The following is a 25,100-nucleotide window of genomic DNA, read 5'->3' as shown; positions in this document are numbered from 1 at the left end:
TTTGTAACTAGGCTTGCGCTGCCTTCAGCGCGGCCTCGACGATCCGATCCTGAAGTTCGGCGGACAGAAATGGGTGCATTGGCAAACTGACCGCCCTGGCGGCCGCCCACTCGGCGCGATCCTGCGACCCCGCCAGCCGGCAGAGTTCGACATAGGCGGGTTGGCGATGCAACGGGATCGGATAGTGGATTGCGGTAGGGATGCCGGCGGCCGTGAGGTGCGCGACAAACTTTGTGCGGTCCTCGACCAAGATTGTGAACTGGCCCCATACGGAGCTTCTGTCACGCCCCACCCGGATCACGTCGATGCCGGGCGCGCCCTCAAACATCGCCAGATAACGATCGCCGATACGGACCCGGGCCGCGACTTCCTCCTCGAAGGTCTCCAGCTTGGCGAGCAGGATCGCGGCCTGGATCGTATCCAGCCGCCCCCCTACGCCGACCCGGTCGTGCTGGTAGCGCTTGCTCTGGCCGTGGACGCGGATCTCGCGCATGGCCTGCGCGAGCGCGGCGTCGGTGGTGAAGATAGCGCCGCCGTCACCGTAGCAGCCGAGCGGCTTGCTCGGGAAGAAGCTGGTGCAGCCGATCGTCGACACGCCGCAACTGCGATGGCCCTTATAGGTCGCCCCGAAGCTCTGCGCCGCATCTTCGATCACCGTCACGCCGTGGCGCGCGGCGATCGCGTTGATCGCGTCCATGTCGGCGCACTGTCCATAGAGCGATACCGGGATGATCGCCTTGGTAGCCGGCGTGATCGCCCGTTCGATCAGATTCGCATCGATGTTGCAGTCCGCCAGGTCGATATCGACGAACACAGAGGTGGCGCCGACCAGCGCAATGACTTCCGCCGTGGCCGCGAAGGTGAAGGGCGTGGTGATGACTTCGTCGCCGGGCCCGACATCAAGCGCCATGAGGGCGATCAGCAGGGCCTCCGTGCCCGACGCGACGCCGATGCAATGCTCCACCCCGACATAGGCCGCCAGCCGCTGTTCGAGTTCCGCGATCTCCGGCCCCATGATGAAACGGCCATGATCGAGTACGGTGGCGATGCGGGCGTCGACTTTATGCTTGAGCGCGCGATACTGCGCCTTGAGGTCGATGAATTCGATCTTGTCAGTCATGCTCCACGCAGCTTTCCGTGCTTACCGTATAGGTGCGCTCGCACGCGCAGCGCACCTCTCCCTGACCAACGAGGCGCAGCCCGCACCGGCACATCCATCCTGCCCGCCGCGCCGGAACGCCGATCATAAGCGCATGGGGGACAACGTCTCGATTTACGACACTGCCGGCGCCGACGAAGGCATACTCCCCAATCGTGACGCCGCACACGATCGTGCAGTTGGCTCCCAGCGTGGCGCCACGTTTTACGCGCGTAGGCCGGTACTCATCCTTACGCGAGACTGCCGAACGCGGATTGTAAACGTTGGTGAAAACCATGCTGGGCCCGCAGAACACATCGTCTTCCAGCGTCACGGCATCATAGACAGAGACGTTGTTCTGGATTTTGACGTTGTCACCAATGATCACATCATTGGCAACGAACACATTCTGTCCGAGCGAGCAGCCCGCCCCGATCCGCGCGCCTGCGCATACATGAGTCCAGTGCCAGATCCGTGTACCTTCCCCGATGACGGCGCCGGGATCGACGATCGCGGTTTCATGGGCTTTCACGCGGATCGCTCCAGTGGCAATGCGACCCGCGTGCCATCGCGCGCGGCACGATAGATGGCGGTCAGCAATTCCAGCGACTGCAAACCCGCTCGGCCATCCGTCTCCGGCTCCGCCTCGCCGCGCAGCACGTCGATGACGTTGCGATAATAGAGCGGGTGGCCGAAGCCGTACACCGAAGTGGTGTGATAGCTGGCTTCCTCGATGGCGGCATCGTCGGGGTGCGGTTCGGCGAAGCTCCATTCCTTCATTTCGTTCACCGCGACGCCACCGATGCGCGCAGTCCCTTTCTCGCCTAGGACAGTGATGCTCCCTTCAAGATTCTTGGGATAGGTCAGCATCGTCACGCTCAGACTGCCGAGCGCTCCAGAACGCCAGCGCAGGCTGGCAACCGCCGTGTCTTCCGCCTCGATCTTGCGTGCCAGCGTTGCCGAATAAGCTTGGACGCTTTCCACCGGCCCGATCAACCAGCTCAGCAGGTCGATGTAATGGCTTGCCTGATTCATCAGCGCGCCCCCATCGAACTCCCAGGTTCCGCGCCATTTGGCGGCGTCGTAATAATCTTGCGGGCGGGTCCAGAAAACGTTGAGAGCTACCAGATAAATACGTCCGAAACGGTCCGCCTCGATTGCCCGCTTGAGCATCTGCAGCGTGGCGTTGCGACGGTTCTGCTTGACTACGAACAGCCGCACGCCGGCCTCGTCGCACTCGCGCACCATGCGCAACCCGTCCGACCAGCGGGTCGCCATCGGCTTTTCCGACACGACATGGCGGCCGCTACGCGCGACGGCGATGGCCTGCGCCGGATGAATGCCGCTGGGCGTCGTCAAGATCACGGCATCGGCCGTCGTGGACGCCAGCATCGCATCGAGCGAGTCATGGCATGTCGCGCCGGACCGCTCGCTTGCCGCACGCAGGGCGGCAGGATCGATGTCGCACACATCCACCAGCTCAGCATCCTCAGCGAGCGCGCCCAACGCCTCGAGATGATTCTTGGAAATGCGACCGCATCCGACCAGGGCGAAGCGGACTTTGCGACCCTTTATGGGAACAAATGCTGTCATGCGATTACGCCTTCACCACATTGGCCGCGGCCGGAAGCCGTCCGCGGCTATCAATGACCAGTGAAGCACGTGCGATAAGCTCATAATCAAATCGATCGTGATCGGTAGCGAGCAGGAGGCAATCGAAATCCGCGATGTTTGCCTCGGTCAGAGTAATGCTGGAAAGGTCGAAATGATGCTCCCGCGTCTCCGGGAAGATCGGGACATGCGGATCGTAATAACTTACATCAGCACCGGCATCGCGCAGCTTCTCCATCAGGACGATGGAGGGAGATTCACGCATGTCGTCGACATTCTTCTTGTAGGCGATACCAAGTACCAGCACCTTGCTACCCTTCAACGGCTTGGAACGCTCGTTGAGAGCCGCGACAAGCTTCATCATAACATAATCGGGCATGGCCGAATTGACCTCCCCGGCAAGCTCGATGAAACGCGTATGCACGCCATATTCGCGTGCTTTCCACGTCAAATAGAAGGGATCGATCGGAATGCAGTGGCCGCCCAACCCTGGCCCCGGCTGATAGGCGGTGAAGCCAAATGGTTTCGTAGCAGCGGCGGCGATCACTTCGTGGATGTCGATGTCGAGCTTGTCGGCGACAATCTTCATTTCATTGACTAGACCGATATTCACCGCGCGATGAATATTCTCAAGCAACTTGGTGAGCTCAGCTGCTCGAGTTGAGCTAACTGGAACCAATTTATCGATCACTTTACCATATAATGCCAGGCCGACATCAAGGCACGCGGGCGTCATGCCGCCAACGATCTTCGGGATCGTGTTAGTGCTGAAGTTGGGATTGCCGGGATCTTCGCGTTCAGGCGAGTAGATCAGGAACACGTCCTCGCCGATGGTAAAGCCCCTGCGCTCGATCCGCGGCGCCAACTCCTCCTCCGTCGTGCCCGGATAAGTCGTGCTCTCGAGCGACAGGATCTGGCCTGGACGCAGAAACGGCAGGAGTGATTCCAGCGTATTGAGAACGAACGACAGGTCCGGCTCACGGTGTTTCGTCAATGGAGTGGGCACGCACAGGATAAGCGCATCCGCTTCCCCGATTCGCGAGAAATCGGTTGTGGCACTGAACCTCCGCGAGCGCGCGGCGGCAACCGCGGAGGATGGAATATGCTCGATCAGCGTCTCGCCGGCGTTGAGGCGCTCGACCTTACCGGGATGGATATCGAAACCGAGGACCGGGTAGCCCACTTCGGAGAAGCGCAGGGCCAGCGGCAAACCGACATATCCCAGGCCAATGACGCCTATGACCGCCGACTTATTTTCCATTTTCAAAGATATTTCTAATTTACCCATAGCCCCTCAGATACCATAATAAATAATCTCAAGGATTATTTTGCACCAAATCCAGTAACCATGGTGACAAATGTACGAACGATGATTAGACTATCAATCCACAAAGAAAAATTTTTAATATAATAGAAATCGTAATATAATTTACTTCTCACATCATCGACATCCGTTACATGCCCTTGCATGATTTGCGCCCAGCCGGTGATTCCTGGCCGCACCACATGCCGATAGCGATAGAATGGGATCTCGGATTCATACCAACTCGACAGAACCCGCGCTTCGGGTCGGGGGCCGATCCAACTCATCTGCCCCCTGAGGACATTGATGATTTGCGGCAGCTCGTCGATGCGGGACCGGCGCAGGAATTTACCCAAAGAGGTAATACGATCGTCGTTGGCGCGGGTGATCGCTTCGTCTCGGCCCTCCTCATCACCCGGCGCTTTGATACGCATGGTCCGAAACTTGTAAACGATGAACGGCTTACCACGAAACCCGACGCGTTGTTGTTTGAAAATTGCAGGCCCAGGTGAATCGAAACGAATCAGGATCGCCACAACGATCAACAACGGCGACAGCAGAACGAGCGCCACGGCCGCCGCAATCCGATCTGCTAGATGTTTGGGGGCCATATACGCATATGGGGGCGACAGAGTGCCAAAACTGGTTTCGGACAAGTGCTCGAGTTCGACGCGGCCGGTTAGCGATTCCGCCAGATGCTTGCTGTGGTAGACAGGAATCCCCGACAGCGCGAAATCCGCGATGCGCCGTTCCCACTCGACAGGAAGGTCCGCACGAAGATCGACGGCGATGGCGTCCATTTCTGAGACTTGCTGTCCCGGGTTCTCCAACGGGACCCAATCGACACCTTCGATATCCAAAAGTGCGTCGTCTTCTCGCAACAGGGCACCGATGGTCAGGCGCTTACGTCCGAAAACCTGCGCATATCCAAGGTAAAATATGCCAACGGCGCAGATATATGCGCCAATCAAAATCCATCGGCTGTAATCCAAGCGCAGCAGTAAAAATACTGCAAATACAATTCCAAATGTTACCGAAAAACTAGGAATAATTGCCGAAGCCTTTTCGACTCCTGGATAGCGCCCAAGATTCCGGGCCAATATGATACCAGAAAATATTCCTACCAAACTCCCCCAGAAGGCATACGCCGTCACAAAAAAAACTTGTTCCGCTTGTGGCATAAAGATCGCACGCGCGGCAATCGGCAGAATGGCTGCGACCACGCCCCAAAACATCTGCCATCGCAGACGATGCCAATGACTATGATGCGACAGGATACTGGAGGTCATATTGCACGGGCGTTCGCCAACTACTCCATGGTGATGCGGAGCAAAGACCGGAACATTAATCGTTGTGACCGGACAGGACTCTTACAGACATCAACGTTTACTCTGATGCTCGATCCTCGCTCCTCATCCGAGACAAGGCCGCGTAGGCGGAAGTGGTACTGATAGCTCTAGGCTGTCCTTCCCCGCAGCCATCGGCCTTTACCGATAGTTTCCTCCCGATGTCGAGGATGAAACTTTCAGCGGCATGGTTTCTTGCGCGACGGAGCGCAGTCGCGTCAGCGAGATGATCGTAGCGGGATGGAAGCGACCCTGGCTGAGCCGGCCAGCGCCGGCAAATCCTCATAGATGCATTGCCGCGTCCCCGCACTCCGCGCAGCGATACATGTTCGGCGATCAGCCGCTCCGACTACCGACCGACGCTGCGCGCTTCATCCTTCGAGATCGAGCGCTGCACGAGCGGTTGGCAGCACCGGCTGATATTTCGCCGAAGCGAAAAGCAGTTCCTCGACTGCCCCATCTCGACGTTGACAGGCACGTGCGGCTAATATGCTCTTCATGCCCGCGACCGTTTCGATCACCGCGCGGTTCTGCGGCAGCTTTGCAATCTAGCAACCTCCGCTGTTTCTAGGCGGCGTGGACAAATTGCCTAGAGGCGGGCTTTCCAAGTGTCTCCGGGATATTTGATGATTTGTCGCCGCCATATCCAAACGGCGAAAGCAAACATGATTGCTCCGGTCGCTATACCTGCGACCCATCCCTTCTGCTGACTATGAAAATAGGCCACCAGAATACTGGCAATGGCCGGAGCAGATAGGGCGAGCCAATCCCGTCGGGTCACTTTCCTCATTGGGCGTAATCAGCAGCAGGAACGATGAGAGACAACGCCATCCAGGACTGTCGTTTCGTCAACACATGAGGCGCAGGCGATCAACGACCAGGCTGCGCTCCCAGAACACCGTTCGGTCCGCCGGGAACACTCGGTTCCCCACCATTCTGCATCTGCTGCTGCATCTGCATCTGGCGGATCACCGCCTCGGGCAGGAAATCGAGCAGCTCGACGTCGAACACCAGCACCGAATTGGGCGGGATCGGCCCGGCGCCCTTCGCACCGTAGCCGAGGCTCGGCTTGATCCAGAAGCGGTACTTCGCGCCCTTGTGCATGAGTTTCAACGCTTCGGAGAAGCCCGGCACGACGCCGGCGACCGGCATCGGCGTCGGCTGCTGTGACTTATCGAAGGTGGTGCCGTCGACGAGCTTGCCCTCGTAATTGACGAGCGCGACGTCGGTATCGGTCGGGGACGGGCCATCCTGGCCCTTCTCCAGCACCTTATACTGAAGGCCGGAGGCCGTGGTGACCACACCGGGTTGCCGCGCGTTCTTGCCGAGGAAGGCCAGCGCCGGATCGGTCGGCACCTGCCATGCCAGCGCCGCCGCCGCGGCCACCGCGAGCAGGATACCGAGGACGAGGTAAACGATCACCCGCCGCTTGGTGGGCGGAATCGGAACGGCGGTGACCGTCGACATGGCTGGCGTCCTAGTCCCCGGCGGGCGGCCGGCAGGAGAAAAGTTGACTAAATTGACTCAGGCCATCGCGCGGACGCGCGACGGTCGAGGCTTACTTGACGCCGTCACGCTCCATGCGCTTGCGCTCGAGCTTGCGCGCGCGGCGGACCGCGGCGGCACGCTCGCGGGCGCGCTTCTCGCTCGGCTTCTCATAGTGACGGCGCAGCTTCATCTCGCGATAGACGCCCTCACGCTGCAGCTTCTTCTTGAGCGCGCGCAGCGCCTGGTCGACATTGTTGTCGCGAACGATGATCTGCATAAATCCGCCAAACTCCGGTCCAAATGGAAGTGCGCCGCGAGCAGACACCCGCAGCGGGAAGCGCCGCCCCTAGCAGCGGACGCCCGGAAAGGCAAGCCGCCGAAGTGGTTCTTACGGAGGTTGCCAGGCCGCGGCCGAGGCGGCACGCCTTGGCGATGACGCCTCTGAATGCAAGCGCGGAGTTCCGGTTCGTCTGTGCCTGTTGCCGGGCGCCGGCCGATCCCGGGCGCGAGTCGGCCATTACGAACGCAAGCCGGGCCGTCACCGACTGGAGCCGCGTCGTGGCGATCGCCCGACGCCATCGGGTGATCGGGTTGACGGCCGACGGCGTCCGCCGCTGCGGCGGCGCGCCGGACGAGATCGCTGGCGAACTGAGAGATCTCGCCCGGAGCATGGCGGCGAACGGGCTTCGCCAAATCGCCGAGACGATCCGTCTCGATCAGGCGCTGAGGGCGGCAGGCGCGCGGCCGCTGTTCCTGAAGGGCATGCCGCTCGGCGCGCTCGCCTATGGCAATCCGCTGCTGAAGCATTCGATCGACATCGACGTGGTCGTGGAGCCGGACGCGCTCCCGGCGGCGGCGGCGGCGCTCGACGATGCCGGCTATATACGGAACACGCCCGCGCCCGATCTGCCGCCCGCCGCCCTCGCCGCCTGGTTCCGTCATGCCAAGGAAGCGAGTTGGCGCCATCCTGTTCATGGCACCTGCATCGAGCTTCACGGCCGAATCCTTCACAACCCCTTGCTCGTGCCTGCCCTCACGGCGCGCAGTCCGCGGCAGACGGTGGCGCTGCAGTCAGGAGCCGAGGTCGAGACCCTGGCCGTGCCTGAGCTTTACGCACATCTCGTCGCGCATGGAGCGATGCATGGCTGGATCCGTCTCAAATGGCTGGCCGATCTGGCAGGGATGGTCCGCAGCGCCTCCGTTTCGGTCGCGGAGCTTCATGCCATGGCCGATGCTATGGGGGCCGGACGCTGCTCCGCACAGGCACTGTTGCTCGGCGAAGCGTTATTGGGATTGGAATTGCCGGACGCGTTGGCGAACCGACTGCGCGCCGATCGCGCGATCCGGCGCCTCGTCCGCATAGCCCTCGGCTGCATGACCGGCCGGAGCGAGACCGAGGAAAGCAGGAACCCGACCGGGATTCCGCTGGCCGTTACCGCCTCGCAATTCCTTCTCCGCCCGAGCTGGCGCTACAAATGGGCGCAATTGCGGGCCCAGTCGGCCAATCCGACCGACCGCGCACGCCTGGCGGACCGGCCGTGGCTGGCCGCGCTGGCGCCGGCGATCGGCGGGGTTCGCTGGACGGCGCGCAATCTGAGACTGCTTCCCCGCGCCGTTCCGCTGGCGCAATCGGCGCGCGAGCGATAATCGGGGGGCATGAGCCCCTCTCCCATCCTAGTCACCGGCGCGGCCGGCTTCATCGGCCATGCCGTCGCGCATCGACTGCTCGACCGCGGCGAAACGGTGGTCGGGGTCGACAATTTCAACGACTATTACGATCCGGCCCTCAAGAAGGCACGGGCGGCGACGCTCGCAGGACGTGACGGCTTCCGCATGGAAAGGCTCGATATCGCCGATGCCGAGGCGGTCGCGACGCTGGTGAGGGAGAGCGGGATGACGCGGATCGTCCATCTCGCCGCCCAGGCCGGGGTCCGCTACAGCCTCGACAATCCGTTCGCCTATCAGCGCTCCAACCTGGCCGGACATCTCGCGATCCTCGAAGCCGCGCGGCATGCGCCGGGCTTCGAGCATCTCGTCTATGCCTCGTCGAGCTCGGTCTATGGCGACCGGCCGCTCGACGGCTCGGGCTTTCGCGAGAGCGACCCGGTCAACGCCCCAGTCTCGCTATACGCCGCCACCAAGCGCGCCTGCGAGCTGATGAGCGCGAGCTATGCCCATCTCTATGGCATCCCGCAGACGGGTCTCAGGTTCTTCACCGTCTACGGTCCGTGGGGACGGCCGGACATGGCCTATTTCAGCTTCACCCGCCGCATCCTCGCCGGCGAGCCCATCGAAGTGTACGGCGAAGGTAGGATGGCGCGCGACTTCACCTACATCGACGACATCGTCGACGGGATCGTCGGCGCGCTCGACCGGCCGCCCGAGGGCAAGGCGCCGCGCATCCTCAACATCGGCGACAGCAAGCCCGTCGGGCTGATGGAGATGATCGGGACGCTGGAGAGCGCGCTCGGACGGCAGGCGGAGAAGATCATGCGGCCGATGCAGCCCGGCGATGTCACAGCGACCTATGCCGATATCTCCGCGCTCAACGCGCTGACCGGATATCGGCCGAAGGTGATGCTCGCCGAGGGAATCGGGAGGTTCGTCGAATGGTATCGGGGGTATCATCAATCCCGGGCGACGAACTCGCGATAACAGCAGGCGAGCGTCGATTGCCAGGATCGACCATCATTGGTTCTCCCCTGCGGCGCTTGGGCCGCTGTAAGGCATGAGTTCCTCTAACGTCGCGACCGCATCGTCCGAGACGATGATGCGCGAATGCCAATTCCTGGGATCCACCTGTCGCATCAATTCACGGCAACGCCCGCACGGCGGCATCACATCGCCATCGCTATTCACGGCGACAATGGCGAGGATATGTGTTTTGCGGTGCTTGAGCATGTCGGCGATAGCCGCGTGTTCTGCGCAAAAACCGAGACTGCAAGCAGTGTCGATGCAGACCCCGGTGTGAATCGTATTCGACGAGGTCACCAATGCGGCCCCGACGCTAGCCGCCGAACAGTCTTCGGAACAAATCAGCTCGTGGGCAACGGCTTTTGCTGCTGCAATCAATATCCTCGGGTTGAAGTCTTCCGCGGTGTTCTCGAGGCTCATGTAGAAACCTTACCCCCTACGCGTCGTGAACAGAAGGTGCGGTTGAGCATAACCTCAAGCTGCTGAGCATTCGCGATTGCCGTCGAGTGAATCCGCGACCAGTTGCCGGGCACGACACTCTCAGCTTACCTTTGCCTGCAACCCTGGAGGAAGCTATCACCACGACGCGTCCGAAACCGCATCGCCTGCGTTCGATCATCGGCGGATCGGCGGGCAACCTGGTCGAATGGTACGACTGGTACGCCTATTCGGCCTTCACCCTTTATTTCGCGCCCCATTTCTTCCCCGAAGGCGACCGCACCGCGCAGCTGCTCAGCTCCGCCGCGGTGTTCGCGGTCGGCTTTCTGGTGCGGCCGCTCGGCGGGTGGTGGATGGGGGTCTATTCGGACCGCTACGGGCGCAAGGCCGGGCTCGCGCTGTCGGTGACGCTGATGTGCCTCGGCTCGCTGCTGATCGCGGTGACACCGGGCTATGAGACGATCGGGGTCGCCGCCCCTGCCCTGCTGGTGCTCGCGCGACTGATGCAGGGGATCTCGGTCGGCGGCGAATATGGCGCGGGGGCGACCTATCTGTCCGAGATGGCAGGGCGGCGGCACCGCGGCTTCTTCGCGAGCTTCCAGTACGTCACATTGATCTCCGGCCAGCTCGTCGCGCTATGCGTGCTGCTGGTGCTGCAGGCCGTGATGAGCGAGGCGGCGCTCGACGCCTGGGGCTGGCGCATCCCCTTCGCGATCGGGGCGGCGCTGGCGGTGATCGTCTTCTACATCCGCCGGCGCCTGTCGGAGACCGAGAGCTTCGAGAACGCACGCGCCGAGGGGGCACCGCGCTCCTCGTTCGGACGGCTGCTGACCGAGCATCCGCGCGAGTTCGCGATCGTGCTGGCGCTCACCGCCGGGGGCACGCTCGCCTTCTATGCCTATTCGATCTACCTGCAGAAGTTCCTGGTCAACACCAGCGGCTTCAGCCGCGAGACCGCGTCGTGGATCAGCGCCGGCTCGCTGTTCCTGTTCATGCTCGCCCAGCCGCTCGGCGGCGCGCTCAGCGACCGGATCGGGCGCAAGCCGCTGATGGTGAGCTTCGGCGTGCTCGGCGTGCTGTTGACCTATCCGATCTTCACGACGCTGGAGGGGACGCGCGATGCGACGACCGCCTTCCTGCTGGCGCTGGCGGCACTGCTGATCACCACCGGCTATTCGTCGATCTCGGGCGTGGTGAAGGCCGAGCTGTTCCCGGCGCATATCCGGACGTTGGGCGTGGCGCTGCCGTATGCGATCTCCAACGCGCTGTTCGGCGGCACGGCCGAATATGTCGCGCTGTGGTTCAAGCAGGCGGGGTATGAGCGCGGCTTCTACTGGTACGTCACCGCGCTGATCGGGGTGTCGCTGGTGACCTACCTCACCATGCGCGACACGCGGAATGCGAGCCTGATCCGGGAGGATTGAGGTTAGCCGGCGGTATCGTCGCCGCCGTCCTCATCCTCCTCCGGGGTTCCCGCCAGCGCTTCCTTGATCTGGCCCGCGTCGATGAGCTGGAGAAGCGCAAGCGCCCGATTGCTCGCCGCACGGTTGTGAGGATCATAGGCAAGCGGGGCGAGGACCGTACGCGCCGCCTTGGCGTCGCCATCGATCAGCAGCTGCCGGACTTGGAGCATCCGCAACCCCTGGTCCTGCGGCGACAGCTCGTAGGCGCGGGCGAGGCCGGCGATCGCGCTCTTGCTCGGCGCCACATGCTGCGCGCCGAAGCTGGTGTAGTAGAGCAGCAGCGGCTCGGCCGCGTTGGGATCGAGCCGGTTCGCCTTGACGATCCAACTGCGTACGGCCTGCCACACCTTGGGGTCGGTCTGCTTTTCGGTGACCGCGCGGCGGATCAGGACCCGCGCCTTGTAGAGCAGGCCGTCGCGCGATCGGGGATCGGCAGCGATCGCGCGATCGGCGGCCGCTTCCGCCTCGGTGTCGTTGCCCGCGTCATATTCGGCCTCGGCTAGCTGGGCCTGGACCGCCGCGTCATTGGGGAAGGGAGCGGCGCGCCGGCGCGCATCCGGCACCAGCGCCAGCGCCTGCTCGCGGGTGACGCCGCGGTCGGAGCGCATCCGGACCGACATCATCGCGTCCTCGCCGGGGCTGAGGGTGCGGACCTTGATCTCGCCGATCGGGACCTTCGACGGTTCGATGCGCAGATAGTTGGTGCGGCCGTTCATGTAGCGATCGAGATCGCGGTCGAGCGTCTTCAGATCGCCGAATGCGGTGCGCGCGGCTTCCAGGTTCGGCTTGCCCTGATTGAGGAGCGTCAGATAGCTGGCGAGCTGCCCTTTGCGCTCAGGCACCATCGTCAGCATGTGCGTGAGCAGCCAGCTCCGGCCGTAGAAGACCTCGGTCTCCTCGGCGCTGAACGGCTTGTCCGGCGGATCGAGCAGCTTCTCGATCGGCAGCTTATGCAGCACGAGCAGGCCATAGGCGCGGTGCATCGCGGTCATGCCGATTCCGACGGTGCCGTCGCGCTCGACCTTGGCGCTGGCGTTGAACTCGGCGAACCCCTCCACCAGCCAGCGCGGCAACGGCAACGACGTGTAGCCGAGCATGAAGTGATGGGCATATTCGTGGAACAGGATCGTGTCCGACTTGAGATCGGTGACATCATTCGCCATGGTGACTGCGGTAAAGGCGACCGACCCGCCCGCGCGCGGTACGTAGAAGCCGGCGACGTTGCGGCATTTGCCGCACAGCTTCTGCACCGCGCTCTCCCCGCCCGCGACATAGACGGTGAGCCGGTTCGATCGCGCGTCCGGATCCTGCGACATGCCGCGCATGTAGCGCATCGCGGCGTCGATCCGCTCGAGCCGTTCGGCATAGCCGCGCAACCACTTCTCGCCGGCGTCGACATAGATGCGGAAATGATCGCTGGTCGCCTCCCGCCACTCGGCCGCGGCGGGCGTGGCGGCGAATGTCGTCGCCAGTGCGAGGACGGTGATCGATCGGCGCAGGTGACGTGACGGTTTCATCGAGGCGGCTCCCCCTTCCGCGCAATAACCGCAAGCTATCGGGACCAAGGATCGTCGCCAAGCCCCGCCCCTTCCTTCTTGCGCCACCGCGGACTAGACGGCGACCTGAACCAACACCCTGAAGGGGACGTCTCTTGCGGATTGCGATGATCGGGACCGGCTATGTCGGGCTCGTTTCCGGTGCCTGTTTCTCCGACTTCGGGCACGAAGTGGTCTGCGTCGACAAGGACGAGCGCAAGATCGCGGCGCTGCACGCCAACGTCATGCCGATCTACGAGCCGGGACTGGCCGAGCTGGTCGCGGCCAATGTCCGCGCCGGACGCCTCTCCTTCACCACCGATCTTGCCGAGGGCGTCAAGGACGCCGACGCGGTGTTCATCGCGGTTGGCACGCCGTCGCGGCGCGGGGACGGCCATGCCGACCTCTCCTATGTCTTCGCTGCCGCGCGGGAGATTGCCGAGAACCTCACCAAGCCCGCGGTGATCGTCACCAAGTCGACCGTGCCGGTCGGCACCGGCGACGAGGTCGAGCGCATCATCGCCGAGGTCGCGCCGGACAGCGGCGCCAAGGTGGTCTCCAATCCCGAATTCCTGCGCGAGGGCGCGGCGATCAGCGACTTCAAGCGCCCCGACCGCGTGATCGTCGGCACCGACGACGAGGATGCGCGGCAGGTGATGCGCGAGGTCTACCGGCCGCTGTCGCTCAACCAGTCGGCGCCGGTGCTGTTCGTCGGACGCCGCACCGCCGAGCTCACCAAATATGCCGCCAACGCCTTCCTGGCGGTCAAGATCACCTTCATCAACGAGATCGCGGACCTGTGCGAGCAGGTGGGCGGCGACGTGCAGGAGGTGGCGCGCGGCATCGGGCTCGACAACCGTATCGGCCGCAAGTTCCTGAATGCCGGCCCGGGCTATGGCGGCTCGTGCTTCCCGAAGGACACGCTGGCGCTACTCAAGACCGCCGACGACAACGACACGCCGCTGCGTATCGTCGAGGCGACGGTGCAGGCCAACGACAGCCGCAAACGCGCGATGGGCCGCAAGGTGATCAAGGCGATGGGCGGCGAAGTGCGGGGCAAGACCGTCGCGGTGCTCGGCCTCACCTTCAAGCCCAACACCGACGACATGCGCGATGCGCCGAGCCTCGCCGTCATCCAGACGCTGCAGGACGCGGGCGCGACGGTGCGCGCTTATGATCCCGAGGGCGTCGAGCAGGCGCGGCCGCTGCTGAACGACGTCGAGTTCGCCGACAGCGCCTATGCCGCGATCGACGGCGCCGACGCGCTGGTGATCGTGACCGAATGGGACGAGTTCCGCGCGCTCGATCTCGGCCGCATCGCGCGGACGCTCAAGACGCCGCTGCTGGTGGACCTGCGTAACATCTACCCGCCCGCCGAGGCGGCGCGCGCCGGGCTGACGCTGGTCGGCGTGGGGCGGGACTAGGAAGGGACCATGAGCGGCACGGACGAATATGTGTACGACGAGGCATCCGGCGAATGGCTGTCCGCGGCCGAAGCCGCGGCGCGCGCCGCTGCGGCCGACAGCGTCGAGGTCCGCGATGCGGTCGGCAATCTCCTCGCCGACGGCGACAGCGTGATCACCATCAAGGATCTCAAGGTGAAGGGCGCCGGTCAGACGCTGCGCAAGGGCACCGTCATCAAGTCGATCCGCCTGACCGGCGATCCGCAGGAGATCGATTGCCGCTACGAAGGCATCAAGGGCCTGGTCCTGCGCGCGGAGTTCGTGCGCAAGCATTGATATCCGAGGCGGCGCGAATCGAGGCTTGGCCAGCCGCCTACTTGGCAGCAGTCGCTTCGGCTTCGCCGGTCGTGCTCGGCGCGACGCCGAGTTCGGCGAGCGGCTCGGCGGGCTTAGTGCTGTTGTCGAGCGAGGCGTCGGCGAGATTGGCGACGGTCGCCGCCTTCGACGCGCCGACCGCTTCGGCGGGCGCGCGGCTCGCCGAATTGAACACGGCGCTGGCCAGCGCGATCAGCACGAGCACCGACGCCAGGCCGGTCATGCCGACCCGCACGCGTTGCATCGTCTGGGATGAATCCTGGGGAGCGGGCTTCATAGCTGTGGTATAAATGTAACATCTCGTAACGGACTTGTCGAGGCGAGCCGATTCGAGGGACGAACCGAGCCGCCGCGCAAGCCTCAACGAGCCTCCAGCCAGTCGGGAACGCTCAGCCCTTTGCTCTGCAGCCACTCGCGATTGTAGAGCGTTGAGAGATAACGGAAACCGGTATCGCACAGGATCGTGGCGATGCGCTTGCCGGGTCCCAGCTCGCGCGCGAGCCGAATCGCGCCGGCGACGTTGATGCCGGAAGACAGGCCGAGGCACAGCCCCTCCTCCGCCAGCAGCCGGCGGACCCATTCGAGCCCCTCCTCGTCGCCGATGCGGAACTGGGTGTCGATCGGCGCGCCCTCGAGGTTGGCGGTGATCCGCCCCTGCCCGATCCCCTCGGCGACCGAGGATCCCTCCGACTGGAGTTCGCCGCAGGCGTAATAGCTGTAGAGCGCGGCGCCATGCGGGTCGCTGAGCGCGATGGTGACGTCGGCGTCCTTGGCCTTGAGCCCCAGCCCCACGCCGGCGATGGTCCCGCCGGTGCCCGCGGCGCAGGTGAAACCGTCGATGCGGCCTTCCATCTGCTCCCACAGCTCCTCGGCGGTGCCGACGATATGGGCGCGGCGGTTGGCGATGTTGTCGAACTGATTGGCCCAGATCGCGTTCGGCGTCTCCTCGGCGATGCGGCGCGAGGTGTGGACGAAATGGCCGGGATTGGAATAGGGCGCCGCGGGCACCAGCACGAGCTGGGCGCCGAGCGCGCGCAAGGTGTCCATCTTCTCGCGGCTCTGCGTCTCGGGCATGACGATGATCGTCTTGTAGCCCTTGGCGTTGCCGACCAGCGCCAGGCCGATGCCGGTGTTGCCGGCAGTGCCCTCGACAATGGTGCCGCCGGGGCGGATCTGGCCCTTCTCCTCGGCATCCTCGACGATGAACAGCGCGGCGCGATCCTTCACCGAGGCGCCGGGGTTGGCGAACTCGCATTTGCCGTAGATGTCGCAGCCGGTGAGGTCGCTCGGCCCTTTCAGCCGGACGAGCGGCGTGTTGCCGATGAGCGCAAGCGTGTCGGGTGTGATGGCCATGGCGCAGACATGGCGCGGCGACGCGGCGGCGGCAAGCGAGCGAAACTATCCGCGGTGCAATTGGCGGCGCGGCGGCCCATATGGTAGAAAGGTCGCCGACGGAGGTAGAAATGGGCGTTCAGCTCAATATCAAGAGCGCGGAAGCAAGGGCACTCGCCGAAGAGCTCGCCGAAGCCACGGGGGAAAGCATTACCGAGGCGATCACCGCCGCTCTCCGCCTCAGGCTGCGGCAGATCGCGCTCGAGAAGGCGAAGGAGCCGAATGCCATGCGTGAGCGGGAAATGGCCTTCTATCGCCTTATCCGGGGCAGCCGGATGCGTTGGAAGGGTGCGATGCTTTCCGTCGATCATGGCGATCTGCTTTATGACGAGCACGGATTGCCGAGATGATCGTCGACGCCTCCGTCCTCGTGGTGCTCCTCCGCGAAGAGCCCGAAACCGCATGGATCGAGCCGATATTGAACGCGAACTATGGAACGCTGAAGATGTCGGTCGCGAACTATCTCGAAGCGGCGATCGTCATCGATGCCAATGACGACGAAGTTCTCAGCGAACGGCTGGAACTGGTCATCGCCCATTTCGGGATCGAGCTGATACCGGTGAACGCCTATCATGCGCGCATCGGTCGGGAAGCCTTCAACAGATACGGTAAAGGTCGTCATCGCGCCCGTCTCAATTATGGGGACTGTTTCGCCTACGCTCTGGCCAGAGGCACCAACGAACCCCTTCTTTTCAAGGGCGACGACTTCAACCACACCGACATTACCTTGGCGCGGTGACGCTCAAACGCAGCTTCCTGCCCGTCGTCGATGACGGCACCCGCCTGCTCGTCTGCGGCAGCCTGCCGGGCGAGGCGTCGCTCAGGGCCGGGCGCTATTACGCGCATCCGCAGAACCAGTTCTGGCGATTGATCTCGCCGGTGATCGGGCGCGACCTGACGGCGCTCGACTATGATGCGCGGCTGACGGCGCTGCTCGCGGCCGGCGTCGGGCTGTGGGATGTCGTCGCCAGCGGGCGGCGGGAAGGCAGCAGCGACGCGGCGATCCGCGATCTCGCGCCGAATGATCTCGTGGCGCTGGTGAACAGCCTTCCACGCCTCCGCGCTGTCGCCTTCAACGGCGGAACAGCCTACCGTCATGGCAACGCACTACTCACCGCCGTTCCAGTCGAAACCATCGCCCTGCCCTCTTCGAGTCCGCTCCACACTATCGGCCTCGCCGCCAAGCAGGCCGACTGGTCGGCACTTCGCACTTTCCTTTGAGCCGTTCCTACTCGCGGATGATTATTATTGGTGAAATCCGTCACGACCAATGTGGAGTTCGATGCTAGAGCTGCGATATGGTCCATGTCCATTATCTCCACCTCTTAGCAAATCAGTCGCCGCCCGAGGTGGAGTGCCACCCCTTTATCGGAATCGTCGTAGTTGAGGCGACCGTAACGGAAGAATGGCGGACGCTAATAAGCGATTGGCTTGTCTGTAGCGGCTGTCTCTACATGGTCGCTTGGGGGAAGGAATGTAGTGCTTGGAACGATAGCGTAGACGACGCAAATCTCACGAAATTCGATTGGAAGGACATTCCGGACGACAAGTTCGTCATGACCACTTGGCATGAGAATGAAACGCTTTCCGAAGCACTCTGGTTTGCGGCTCGGTGTGCAGTGCATCCCACCGTGGCGATCGAGCATGTCGTCATTATCCATATCGCAGCGCATCAACGTGAAGCTGAACTTCTGAGCGCCTTTGAGGCAGCTCGCCACGAGTAGCACCAACAGCCTCTACCGACCGATTGCGGCCGCCCATTTACAACCCTGCCTCCTAATGCCCCTTAACGCCGCGCATATTCCAGCGATCCGCCTTCGCCGTCGAACCTTAATGGCGGTCGCGACTATCTGATCGGGGCGGCGCGAACGGTCGCGTCGTGCGTAGCGGCGGGCTTCCCGCCGGCCAAGGAGTCCCGATCCATGCCTTCATCGATCCGCTGCCCCGGCGCCACGCCGGACAGGCATCGCGCATGACGGACGATCACCATGACCGCGCCCTTTGCGCTCTGGGGCGTCACCACGGCGCTCGCGCTGGCGAATCTGGTGCTGCTGTTCCGCCTCGGCCGACGGCTCCGGCGCCAGCATCGCAGCAACCTCACCCAGCTGCTGCTGATCAACCGGCGGTTGCTCCGCCAGCCGTATTCCCGTCCGCACGCGTCGGCCGATCCGCCGCTCGATCCCACCGCCGGATTCCGGGACCCCTGTCGCTGACCAGCTTCCGCGGCTGATCCGCTCTTCCCTTCCTCTCTCATCGGAGCTTCGCGATGGCGACTCGCCATATCCCAGGCGGCCGTGACGGCCGTCCCCGACACCACGCCTCGACGCCCGCGCTGGATGCGGCGCATGCCTATGACTGCGCGGGCGGGGCCTATTGCCGCTACGCCGACGATACCGAGCGCGGGCTGTTCGCGTTCGGCGGACGCTACGACTATGCCGACCGTGCGCTGTGGGCGCGGATCGAGGCCGCGTTGGTGGCGCTCCGCACCCGGCGCCGTCATGCCATCCGCATCCTCGATCTCGGCTGCGGGCCGGGCACCTGGCTGCTGCGCACGGTCCAGCGCGCCCGCGAGCTCGGCTTCACCGCGATCGAGGCGCGCGGCATCGATCCGTCGTCCGAGATGATCGCCTTCGCCCATGTCGCGGCGCGGTCGCTGGCCGATCCGGCGATCGGCGTCGAGTTCGCGGTCGCCGACCTCGAAACGGCGCTAGCCGAGGAGGACGACGCCTCGTGCGATCTGGTGATGTGCCTCTATGGCGTCCTCAATCACGTGCCGACGTCGGCGCATGCCGCCGCGGCGGCGGCGATGGCACGGGTTGCGCGCGATACGGTGATCGCGACGGTGCGCGCCGCCGGCAGCCTGCCGACGATCTACGTCGCCGGGATCGAGGCGGCGACGCGCTTCCGTCAGGACAATGAGCGGGATCGCATGGAGGTCGACTTGACCGACGGGCGCCATATCGAGTTCGGCTCGCACCTGTTCCGCGCGGCCGAACTCCGCGCCTTGTTTGCCGGCGATTGCACGGTCGGCGAGGTGGCCGGACTCGATATCTTCCACAGCCGCTTCGTCGACCATCCCGATTGGAATCCGCCCGGCATCCGCAATGGCGCGACCGATCACCGGCTCGATCGCCTCGAACAATTGTGCGCAGACGACGAGGTGCTGATCGACAGCGCCGCGCACATCCTGCTGGTGGCGCATCCCCGCCACCGGTCCGCCGGCGACTAGGACGCGGGCGGACGCCGCCGCCGGACTCCACGCGAGAGTCCGGCGGCGGTTCTTCCCCGGTCGCGGGTGTCGGAATGTTCTGATAATGTTCCACCATGGCCAAGCTGAGTCGCCGGGATGGAAGGAACGATGCGGCGAGTACCGCTTTGCTCGCCTTTCCGCCGCGGCCGCTGCGCTGGCTGTTCCTCGACCTCAACAGCTACTTCGCCAGCGTCGAGCAGCAGCTCTCGCCCGAGCTGCGCGGCAAGCCGGTGATCGTCGCGCCGGTCGACAGCGACACCACCGTCGCCATCGCCGCCTCGGTCGAGGCCAAGCGATACGGCATCTCGACCGGCACGCCGGTCTGGGAGGCGAAGCGCAAGTGCCGCGAGCTGCTGATCGCGCCGGCGCGGCATGAGAAATATGTCGAGTTCCACAACCGCATCGTCGAGGAGATCTGGAAGCATATCCCGGTCACGCGGGTCTGCTCGATCGACGAGGTCGCCTGCCGCCTGCTCGACAACGAGAATAGCCGCGAGGCTGCGATGGCGCTGGCGCGCCGGATCAAGGCAGGCATCCGCGCCAATGTCGGCGAGTGCCTGACCAGCTCGGTCGGGATCGCGCCCAACCGGCTGCTCGCCAAGCTCGCGTCGGACATGGTGAAGCCGGACGGGCTGGTGGTGTTCGAGGGCGAGGACCTGCCGCACCGGCTCTATGACGTGCCGCTCCGCGACATCGCCGGGATCGGCGCCAAGATGGAGCGGCGGCTGGCGCGCGACGGGATCAACGACATCCGCCAGCTCTGCGAACGGCGACCGCGCGATGCGGGGAACGCGTGGGGCGGCGTCAACGGCGACCGGCTCTGGTACCTGCTCCATGGGCTCGATCTGCCCGAGAAGCCGACCCAGAGCCGCACGATCGGGCACAGCCACGTCCTCTCGCCTTCGAAACGCGGGCTGGAGCCGGCACGACTCACCGCACGGCGCCTCGCGCTCAAGGCGGCGAGCCGGCTGAGGCGCAAGGGCTATGTCAGCCGACTGCTGGTGCTCCACGGCAAGTTCGAGGACGATAAATCGGCCTGGCGAACCTCGATCCGCCTGCCGGCGACGCAGGACAGCTTCACGGTGCTGCACGCGCTCGACGCGATCTTCCCACGGCTGGCGGCGGCGGGGCGGGCGCGGCCGGGCGGGTTCCGGCTGCGGATGATCGGCGTGACGCTCGCCGAGATCGCAGCGGTAGCCGGGGACCAGGGCTCGCTGTTCGTCCATCTCGACCCCGACGATCCCTTGGCACGGGAGACTCGGACGCTGTCGCTCAGCCGCGCGATGGATCGGATCAATGAGCGATTCGGGCGGAACGCCGTGACCGTCGGTCCGCTCCACGGCGGGCGCATCGACCGGGTCGGCACCAAGATCGCGTTCGGGCGCATCCCCGAGCTGGACGAGTTCCACGAATGAAATCCGTGGCTTCCCGCCGAAACGCGAGATATCTGCTTAAATGCTGCGATGCACGACCGTCCCAAATCGCTGCAAAGCTAGGGTCTTGACGTCAGTTGCTGCGTGCGCGAAGGCACCTTCCCGTCATGAAAAGCCTCCTCCCCGCTCTCGCCGCGGTGGCGCTCCTGCCGCTCGCCGCCTGCAACAACCAGCCCGAGGTCGTCGACACGCGCGCGAAGGATCCGCTCGCCGAGCAGATCAAGAACGCGCCGCCGGTCGAGCTGCCGCCCTCGATGGAAGCGTCGGTGACCTTCCGCTGCAAGGACAACAGCCTGGTCTATGTGGACTTCTTCCAGGGCCACAAGCAGGCGAACCTGCGCACCGACAAGGGCGGATCGCCGATCCAGCTCAAGGCCGATGCCGAGGGCAATCCCTATCAGGGCAACGGCTACACGATGACCGGCGACAAGAAGCAGATCGACCTGACCGCACCGGGCAAGGGCGCGCAGAGCTGCAAGGCCTGACCCGAAGGACAACAACCGATATGAGGGCCGGCGGAGCGATCCGCCGGCCCTTTTGCTTGGGGACGCGGCAGGATAGGTTGACGGCGTGAGCCGGCCCGCCGCCCCGACGCGTCTCGACCCCGACCTGGTGCTCCGCGCCTATGCGATGAGCGTGTTCCCGATGGCGGACTCACGCGATGCAGAGGGCGTCTACTGGGTCGAGCCCAAGCATCGCGCGATCCTGCCGCTCGATCGTTTCCACCTCTCGCGCTCGCTGAGGAAGACGATCGCGCACGATCGCTTCCGCGTCACCGCTGATGCGGCGTTCGAGCGGATCATCGCGCTGTGCGCCGAGCCGTCCGGCGACCGCGAGGATACCTGGATCAACCCCAGCATCGAGGAGGTGTTCGTCACGCTCCACGCGCGCGGCTTCGCCCATTCGATCGAGGTGTGGGACGGCGATCAACTCGCGGGCGGGCTCTACGGCCTTGCGCTCGGCCGCGCCTTCTTCGGCGAGAGCATGGTGAGCCGGGCGCGCGACGCCTCGAAGGTGGCGCTCGCCTGGCTGGTGGCGCGGCTCCGGGTCGGCGGGTTCGCGCTGCTCGACTGCCAGTTCCAGACCGAGCACCTAGCGTCGCTGGGCGCGATCGAAGTACCGCGGGCGAACTACAATGCGTTGCTGGGCGCCGCGCTCGGCACCACGGCCGGCGGGCTGGCGACGGGCGCACCTTCGGTCGACGGCGATTGGGGCGCGCTCGACCGGCTCCGCGTTCCGCGCTCTCCGCCGGCGCCCGAAGGTGCGGCCGAGAAGGTCACCGTATCCGGGCCGGTGGCTGGGAAGGACATCGTGCAGCTCTTGGGCCATACGTCGTAGACCGGGTGCTGGACGACGTTCAGCGACGGCCGTTCCTTGTAGACCCAGCCCGAAAACACGCGCCGCCAGGCATTGTCGGTGCCCTGGACGTCGAGCTGGAGGAAGGCGCCGGTGAGCTGGTCCTGCTCCCAGGGCGCGGTCGTCTCGCAGGCGCGCAGGCGGATGATCGCGTTGCCGATGCGGATCGCCTGGCCCGGCTTCATCGTCAGGTCGCGACTGTTGCCGTTACGCTTGTTGAGGAAGCCGACCACCGCGACGCGGTCGGCCATCGGCGTCTCGCCCTTCTGCAGCGCCGTGACCTGCTCGACGGCGACCGGTGCCGGAGCGGGTGCGGGCGTTGGTGTCGACGCGGCACGATTGGCGGCAGGCGGCGCGGCGGCGCGGCCGATGCCGAACCATTCGGCGCCCTGCCAGGCGCCCACACCCAGCACGGCCAGGAGCGCGGCGCCGCCGAGCCAGCGCGTCCAGCTCATTCGCCGGGCGTCCATGCCTCATAATCGCCGGTTGCCGCGGCGCGGACCCCGCCCGCCTCGAGCGCACCCGACGGGCGATAGGCGGAGGTGGTGCCGGTCAGATTGGGAACGGGCGGCTTCTGCCACGGCCGGACCGGCGGCAACGCGCGCTCGGGCACGTCGTCGATCTGGTGGTGGAGCCAGCCGAACCATTCGGGCGGAATGCGGCTGGCGTCGTTGGAGCCGCTGTAGATCACCCAGCGGCGCGGCCGGCCCGCGGTGTCGCGCCCGCCCTCGTAATAGAGGTTGCCGAGCGAATCCTCGCCGACCTTCGTCTTGCCGCGCAGGCCCGCCATGGTGCCCCAGGTGGCGCCGGTCCACCAGGTGAACGGATTGAGGTTGATACCCATGCGCCGCGGATAGCCGAGCCTCGCGCCGGTGCCAAGTTTTTGAGTCGGTCTGGTCGAACGTCTTCAGATCCGAGAAGCCCTCCAATCCTCCCCCGCCAGGGGGAGGTGTCAGCCGCAGACTGACGGAGGGGGAGGTCGGCGACCCACTATCGGTTTGCTTCCTCCCCCTCCGTCACGCTTCGCGCGCTACCTCCCCCTGGCGGGGGAGGATTTGAATGTCTTCGCAGGAGCACGGATGTCAGTCTTCTACTTGGGCCAGGTGACCTTGTCGCCGGTCGCGATGCCCAGTTCGGCCGCGCGGCCGCCGACGATCTCCAGCACCGCCGCCACCGGCTCGCCCGATGGAATCGGATCGGTCGAGAACGGCACCGCATTCTCGGCGATCGTCGCGATGGTGCCGTCGGCGCGGATGAAGATGATGTCGAGCGGGGTCGGCGTGTTCTTCATCCAGAAGCTCGCCTCCCGCGGCGGGCCGCCGTCGGCTGGATAGGGCGTGAAGATCATCGCATCGTCCTTGCCGAGATCGGTGCGGAACATGAGGCCCCGCTCCTGCTCGGCCGGCGTGCGCGCGATCTCGGCGGTGAAGATGTGCTTGCCGTTCGCGGAGGTGACCGTGACCGGAACCTTCTTGACCGCTGCGGTCGCATTGGCGGCACCGTCACCGCTGCAGCCGCCCGATGCCACCGCGGCGAGCGCCAGCCCCGCCGCCGCCAGGGCGGTCCTCGCAAATCCCGAACGCATGACTACTCGTCCTTCTCGACCTCGACCGCGAGCGGCCCCTTCTCGCCCTCGAACACACGGGCGCGCAAGGGCTGGTCGGGCTCGACCTCCTCGATGCCGGCGCGGCGCAGTGTCTCCATATGGACGAAGATATCGCCGGGCGCGTCCGGACGCACCAGGAATCCATAGCCCTTGAGGCGATTGAACCATTTGACCGCGACCGGCTCGAACGGACCGGCATCGGCGATCAGCTTCAGCCGGTCGGCACGATCGCCGCCGCCACGGCTGCGCGGCCCCTCGACCGCGTTGGAGAGGTCGATCGACAGGATCGCCGACGCCTGTGCCCCGCGCTCGCGCCGCACCGTCTCGCACACCACGCGCGCGCCTTCGGGCAGACTGCGGCGGCCGTGCGCGCCAAGTACGGAGAAATGAAGTAATATGTCGCCCACGGCGGGATCATCGGCCACGATGAAGCCGAACCCGCGCGTGACATCGAACCATTTGACGACGCCACTATGGACTTCAGGAGGCGTCAAACCGCTACCCTGTTCGACGGATCCATCGAACATATCCATATCATGACTCGTCGCGACCTGCCCCACATCGGTACGCATCGAAATTCCCCCGGAGGCGATCTGTAACACAGGCCCGGCGAGCGGCGCAAAGTCTTTGAACTAGCCATTCTGAACCGTTTCTCCAACGTCCGAAAATGGCACTTCTCCAGGTTTCATCGCGACGATCCAACGCGCCAGCTCCAGCGGATGTCCGGCGCGCAGGAGCTGCCCGAGCGCGCGCTCGCGCGCCGCGCGGTCCGGCAGCTCGGCGGCATAGGGCCCGATTCGCCGCCGCCGCGCAAAGGCGAGCGCGCTCTGCCGTGCGCGTGCCGCGATCACCGGCTGGAGTGCCGCCGTCTCGTCCTCGCCGATGCCGGCATGGCGGAGCTCGCCGGCGATTCGCCGCGCGCCCAGCCCTCGCCGCGCCATCGACGCCGCCCGCGCCTCGGCGAAGGCGGCATCGTCGACATAGCCGAGCGTGGTCATCCGGCGGGCGATCACGGCGGGATCGGGCGGCTCCTCCCCGTCCCATCCGCGTTCGCGAATCTTACGGTCGAGATAGCGGCGGAGCTTGGTCTCGGTGGTCGCGAATCGTTCGACATAGCGAAGCGCCAGCCGTTCGAGCCCGGACGGATCGAGAGCGGGGCGTGGGCGGGCGGAGGACATGCGCCTTGTTTGTGCCACAGTGACAACCGAATTTGAACGTCTGCGCACGGCAGGGGTGGCGGTATTTTAGCGCTGCCCCCAAGGGGGACAC

At 64.8% G+C, this 25,100-nt stretch carries 29 protein-coding genes and 1 pseudogene; 14 read left to right on the top strand and 16 right to left on the bottom strand.

Annotated elements, in window-relative coordinates:
* Positions 1–7: 7 nt before the first annotated feature.
* From AC2YHA_RS01355 to rpsU, 7 genes are all read right to left on the bottom strand, one after another.
* On the bottom strand, positions 8–1,120 hold the full coding sequence (locus AC2YHA_RS01355; protein WP_487400073.1) for a DegT/DnrJ/EryC1/StrS family aminotransferase: 1,113 nt from the start codon (positions 1,118–1,120) through the stop codon (positions 8–10).
* Positions 1,113–1,670 carry an acyltransferase gene (locus AC2YHA_RS01350; RefSeq protein ID WP_233783363.1) on the bottom strand — a complete coding sequence of 186 codons (558 nt, stop codon included), beginning with the start codon at positions 1,668–1,670 and terminating at the stop codon, positions 1,113–1,115. Before AC2YHA_RS01350 ends, AC2YHA_RS01355 begins: the two co-directional genes overlap by 8 nt.
* On the bottom strand, positions 1,667–2,731 hold the full coding sequence (locus tag AC2YHA_RS01345; protein WP_487400072.1) for a Gfo/Idh/MocA family protein: 1,065 nt from the start codon (positions 2,729–2,731) through the stop codon (positions 1,667–1,669). Before AC2YHA_RS01345 ends, AC2YHA_RS01350 begins: the two co-directional genes overlap by 4 nt.
* A gap of 4 nt (positions 2,732–2,735) precedes the next feature.
* Positions 2,736–4,010: a nucleotide sugar dehydrogenase gene (locus tag AC2YHA_RS01340; RefSeq protein WP_487400071.1), complete on the bottom strand. Its 1,275-nt coding sequence runs from the start codon at positions 4,008–4,010 to the stop codon at positions 2,736–2,738.
* 62 nt (positions 4,011–4,072) lie between these two features.
* A complete protein-coding gene (locus AC2YHA_RS01335) occupies positions 4,073–5,341 on the bottom strand; it encodes a sugar transferase (RefSeq protein WP_487400070.1) in 1,269 nt (422 codons plus the stop codon).
* A 927-nt stretch (positions 5,342–6,268) separates the two neighbouring features.
* Complete coding sequence (locus AC2YHA_RS01330) at positions 6,269–6,865, bottom strand: FKBP-type peptidyl-prolyl cis-trans isomerase (RefSeq protein WP_487400069.1); 597 nt, start codon at positions 6,863–6,865, stop codon at positions 6,269–6,271.
* A gap of 91 nt (positions 6,866–6,956) precedes the next feature.
* A complete protein-coding gene (gene rpsU, locus AC2YHA_RS01325; protein ID WP_146570052.1) occupies positions 6,957–7,163 on the bottom strand; it encodes a 30S ribosomal protein S21 in 207 nt (68 codons plus the stop codon).
* 155 nt (positions 7,164–7,318) lie between these two features.
* Here rpsU and AC2YHA_RS01320 point away from each other — a divergent pair, with 155 nt between their 5' ends.
* Both AC2YHA_RS01320 and AC2YHA_RS01315 read left to right on the top strand, forming a co-directional pair.
* Positions 7,319–8,533 carry a nucleotidyltransferase family protein gene (locus tag AC2YHA_RS01320; protein WP_487401677.1) on the top strand — a complete coding sequence of 405 codons (1,215 nt, stop codon included), beginning with the start codon at positions 7,319–7,321 and terminating at the stop codon, positions 8,531–8,533.
* Between the two features lie 9 nt (positions 8,534–8,542).
* Positions 8,543–9,541, top strand: a complete 999-nt coding sequence (locus AC2YHA_RS01315; protein ID WP_233783373.1) for an NAD-dependent epimerase/dehydratase family protein — start codon at positions 8,543–8,545, stop codon at positions 9,539–9,541.
* Positions 9,542–9,574: 33 nt separating this feature from the next.
* Here AC2YHA_RS01315 and AC2YHA_RS01310 read toward each other — a convergent pair whose 3' ends face one another.
* Entirely contained in the window at positions 9,575–10,000 is a 426-nt protein-coding gene (locus tag AC2YHA_RS01310; RefSeq protein ID WP_487400068.1) for a cytidine deaminase family protein, read from the bottom strand.
* 155 nt (positions 10,001–10,155) lie between these two features.
* Here AC2YHA_RS01310 and AC2YHA_RS01305 point away from each other — a divergent pair, with 155 nt between their 5' ends.
* A complete protein-coding gene (locus tag AC2YHA_RS01305; RefSeq protein ID WP_487401676.1) occupies positions 10,156–11,442 on the top strand; it encodes an MFS transporter in 1,287 nt (428 codons plus the stop codon).
* Positions 11,443–11,444: 2 nt separating this feature from the next.
* On the opposite strand, the gene AC2YHA_RS01300 is transcribed toward AC2YHA_RS01305, so the two are convergent.
* Positions 11,445–12,998 (bottom strand): hypothetical protein, encoded by a 1,554-nt coding sequence (locus tag AC2YHA_RS01300; RefSeq protein ID WP_487400067.1) that lies wholly within the window; start codon positions 12,996–12,998, stop codon positions 11,445–11,447.
* 134 nt (positions 12,999–13,132) lie between these two features.
* Between AC2YHA_RS01300 and AC2YHA_RS01295 the strand changes: the two genes are divergently transcribed.
* Both AC2YHA_RS01295 and AC2YHA_RS01290 read left to right on the top strand, forming a co-directional pair.
* Entirely contained in the window at positions 13,133–14,440 is a 1,308-nt protein-coding gene (locus AC2YHA_RS01295; RefSeq protein WP_487400066.1) for a UDP-glucose dehydrogenase family protein, read from the top strand.
* 9 nt (positions 14,441–14,449) lie between these two features.
* On the top strand, positions 14,450–14,755 hold the full coding sequence (locus AC2YHA_RS01290) for an alkylphosphonate utilization protein (RefSeq protein ID WP_487400065.1): 306 nt from the start codon (positions 14,450–14,452) through the stop codon (positions 14,753–14,755).
* A 37-nt stretch (positions 14,756–14,792) separates the two neighbouring features.
* Here the strand turns inward: AC2YHA_RS01290 and AC2YHA_RS01285 are convergent, their stop codons facing one another.
* A complete protein-coding gene (locus AC2YHA_RS01285) occupies positions 14,793–15,038 on the bottom strand; it encodes a hypothetical protein (RefSeq protein ID WP_233783384.1) in 246 nt (81 codons plus the stop codon).
* A 116-nt stretch (positions 15,039–15,154) separates the two neighbouring features.
* Positions 15,155–16,147, bottom strand: a complete 993-nt coding sequence (locus tag AC2YHA_RS01280; RefSeq protein WP_487400064.1) for a cysteine synthase A — start codon at positions 16,145–16,147, stop codon at positions 15,155–15,157.
* Positions 16,148–16,257: 110 nt separating this feature from the next.
* On the opposite strand from AC2YHA_RS01280, the gene AC2YHA_RS01275 reads away from it, so the two are divergent.
* The 9 genes from AC2YHA_RS01275 to aat all read left to right on the top strand — a co-directional run bounded on the left by AC2YHA_RS01275 (position 16,258) and on the right by aat (position 22,207).
* Complete coding sequence (locus AC2YHA_RS01275) at positions 16,258–16,536, top strand: type II toxin-antitoxin system VapB family antitoxin (RefSeq protein WP_233783388.1); 279 nt, start codon at positions 16,258–16,260, stop codon at positions 16,534–16,536.
* Entirely contained in the window at positions 16,533–16,925 is a 393-nt protein-coding gene (locus AC2YHA_RS01270) for a type II toxin-antitoxin system VapC family toxin (protein ID WP_487400063.1), read from the top strand. The genes AC2YHA_RS01275 and AC2YHA_RS01270 overlap by 4 nt, the downstream gene beginning before the upstream one ends.
* Positions 16,922–17,407, top strand: a complete 486-nt coding sequence (locus tag AC2YHA_RS01265; RefSeq protein ID WP_487400062.1) for a DNA-deoxyinosine glycosylase — start codon at positions 16,922–16,924, stop codon at positions 17,405–17,407. Before AC2YHA_RS01270 ends, AC2YHA_RS01265 begins: the two co-directional genes overlap by 4 nt.
* A 77-nt stretch (positions 17,408–17,484) precedes the next feature.
* Positions 17,485–17,910, top strand: coding sequence for a DUF7684 family protein (locus AC2YHA_RS01260; RefSeq protein WP_487400061.1), 426 nt, complete (start codon positions 17,485–17,487; stop codon positions 17,908–17,910).
* Positions 17,911–18,174: 264 nt separating this feature from the next.
* Positions 18,175–18,399 carry a hypothetical protein gene (locus AC2YHA_RS01255; RefSeq protein WP_487400060.1) on the top strand — a complete coding sequence of 75 codons (225 nt, stop codon included), beginning with the start codon at positions 18,175–18,177 and terminating at the stop codon, positions 18,397–18,399.
* Positions 18,400–18,452: 53 nt separating this feature from the next.
* Positions 18,453–19,415 carry a class I SAM-dependent methyltransferase gene (locus AC2YHA_RS01250; RefSeq protein ID WP_487400059.1) on the top strand — a complete coding sequence of 321 codons (963 nt, stop codon included), beginning with the start codon at positions 18,453–18,455 and terminating at the stop codon, positions 19,413–19,415.
* A 95-nt stretch (positions 19,416–19,510) separates the two neighbouring features.
* Positions 19,511–20,851 carry a Y-family DNA polymerase gene (locus AC2YHA_RS01245; protein ID WP_487400058.1) on the top strand — a complete coding sequence of 447 codons (1,341 nt, stop codon included), beginning with the start codon at positions 19,511–19,513 and terminating at the stop codon, positions 20,849–20,851.
* A gap of 125 nt (positions 20,852–20,976) precedes the next feature.
* Positions 20,977–21,354 carry a hypothetical protein gene (locus AC2YHA_RS01240; protein WP_233783399.1) on the top strand — a complete coding sequence of 126 codons (378 nt, stop codon included), beginning with the start codon at positions 20,977–20,979 and terminating at the stop codon, positions 21,352–21,354.
* Positions 21,355–21,439: 85 nt separating this feature from the next.
* Positions 21,440–22,207: a leucyl/phenylalanyl-tRNA--protein transferase gene (aat, locus tag AC2YHA_RS01235; RefSeq protein ID WP_487400057.1), complete on the top strand. Its 768-nt coding sequence runs from the start codon at positions 21,440–21,442 to the stop codon at positions 22,205–22,207.
* A gap of 35 nt (positions 22,208–22,242) precedes the next feature.
* On the opposite strand, the pseudogene AC2YHA_RS01230 reads toward aat, so the two are convergent.
* From AC2YHA_RS01230 to AC2YHA_RS01210, 5 genes and pseudogenes are all read right to left on the bottom strand, one after another.
* Positions 22,243–22,410 (bottom strand): annotated as a pseudogene (locus AC2YHA_RS01230) (DUF2155 domain-containing protein); the annotation flags it as partial.
* 266 nt (positions 22,411–22,676) lie between these two features.
* Positions 22,677–23,069 carry an NADH:ubiquinone oxidoreductase subunit NDUFA12 gene (locus AC2YHA_RS01225; RefSeq protein ID WP_487400056.1) on the bottom strand — a complete coding sequence of 131 codons (393 nt, stop codon included), beginning with the start codon at positions 23,067–23,069 and terminating at the stop codon, positions 22,677–22,679.
* 246 nt (positions 23,070–23,315) lie between these two features.
* Entirely contained in the window at positions 23,316–23,810 is a 495-nt protein-coding gene (locus tag AC2YHA_RS01220; protein WP_487400055.1) for a DUF192 domain-containing protein, read from the bottom strand.
* 2 nt (positions 23,811–23,812) lie between these two features.
* Positions 23,813–24,358: a cold shock domain-containing protein gene (locus tag AC2YHA_RS01215; protein ID WP_487400054.1), complete on the bottom strand. Its 546-nt coding sequence runs from the start codon at positions 24,356–24,358 to the stop codon at positions 23,813–23,815.
* Positions 24,359–24,463: 105 nt separating this feature from the next.
* Positions 24,464–25,009 (bottom strand): RecX family transcriptional regulator, encoded by a 546-nt coding sequence (locus AC2YHA_RS01210; RefSeq protein ID WP_487400053.1) that lies wholly within the window; start codon positions 25,007–25,009, stop codon positions 24,464–24,466.
* Positions 25,010–25,100: the final 91 nt, after the last annotated feature.

The sequence above is a fragment of the Sphingomonas sp. SRI_018 genome, from assembly GCF_057586275.1.
The sequence above is the reverse complement of the archived record's forward strand: the minus strand, read 5'-3'. Positions and strand labels throughout refer to the sequence as shown.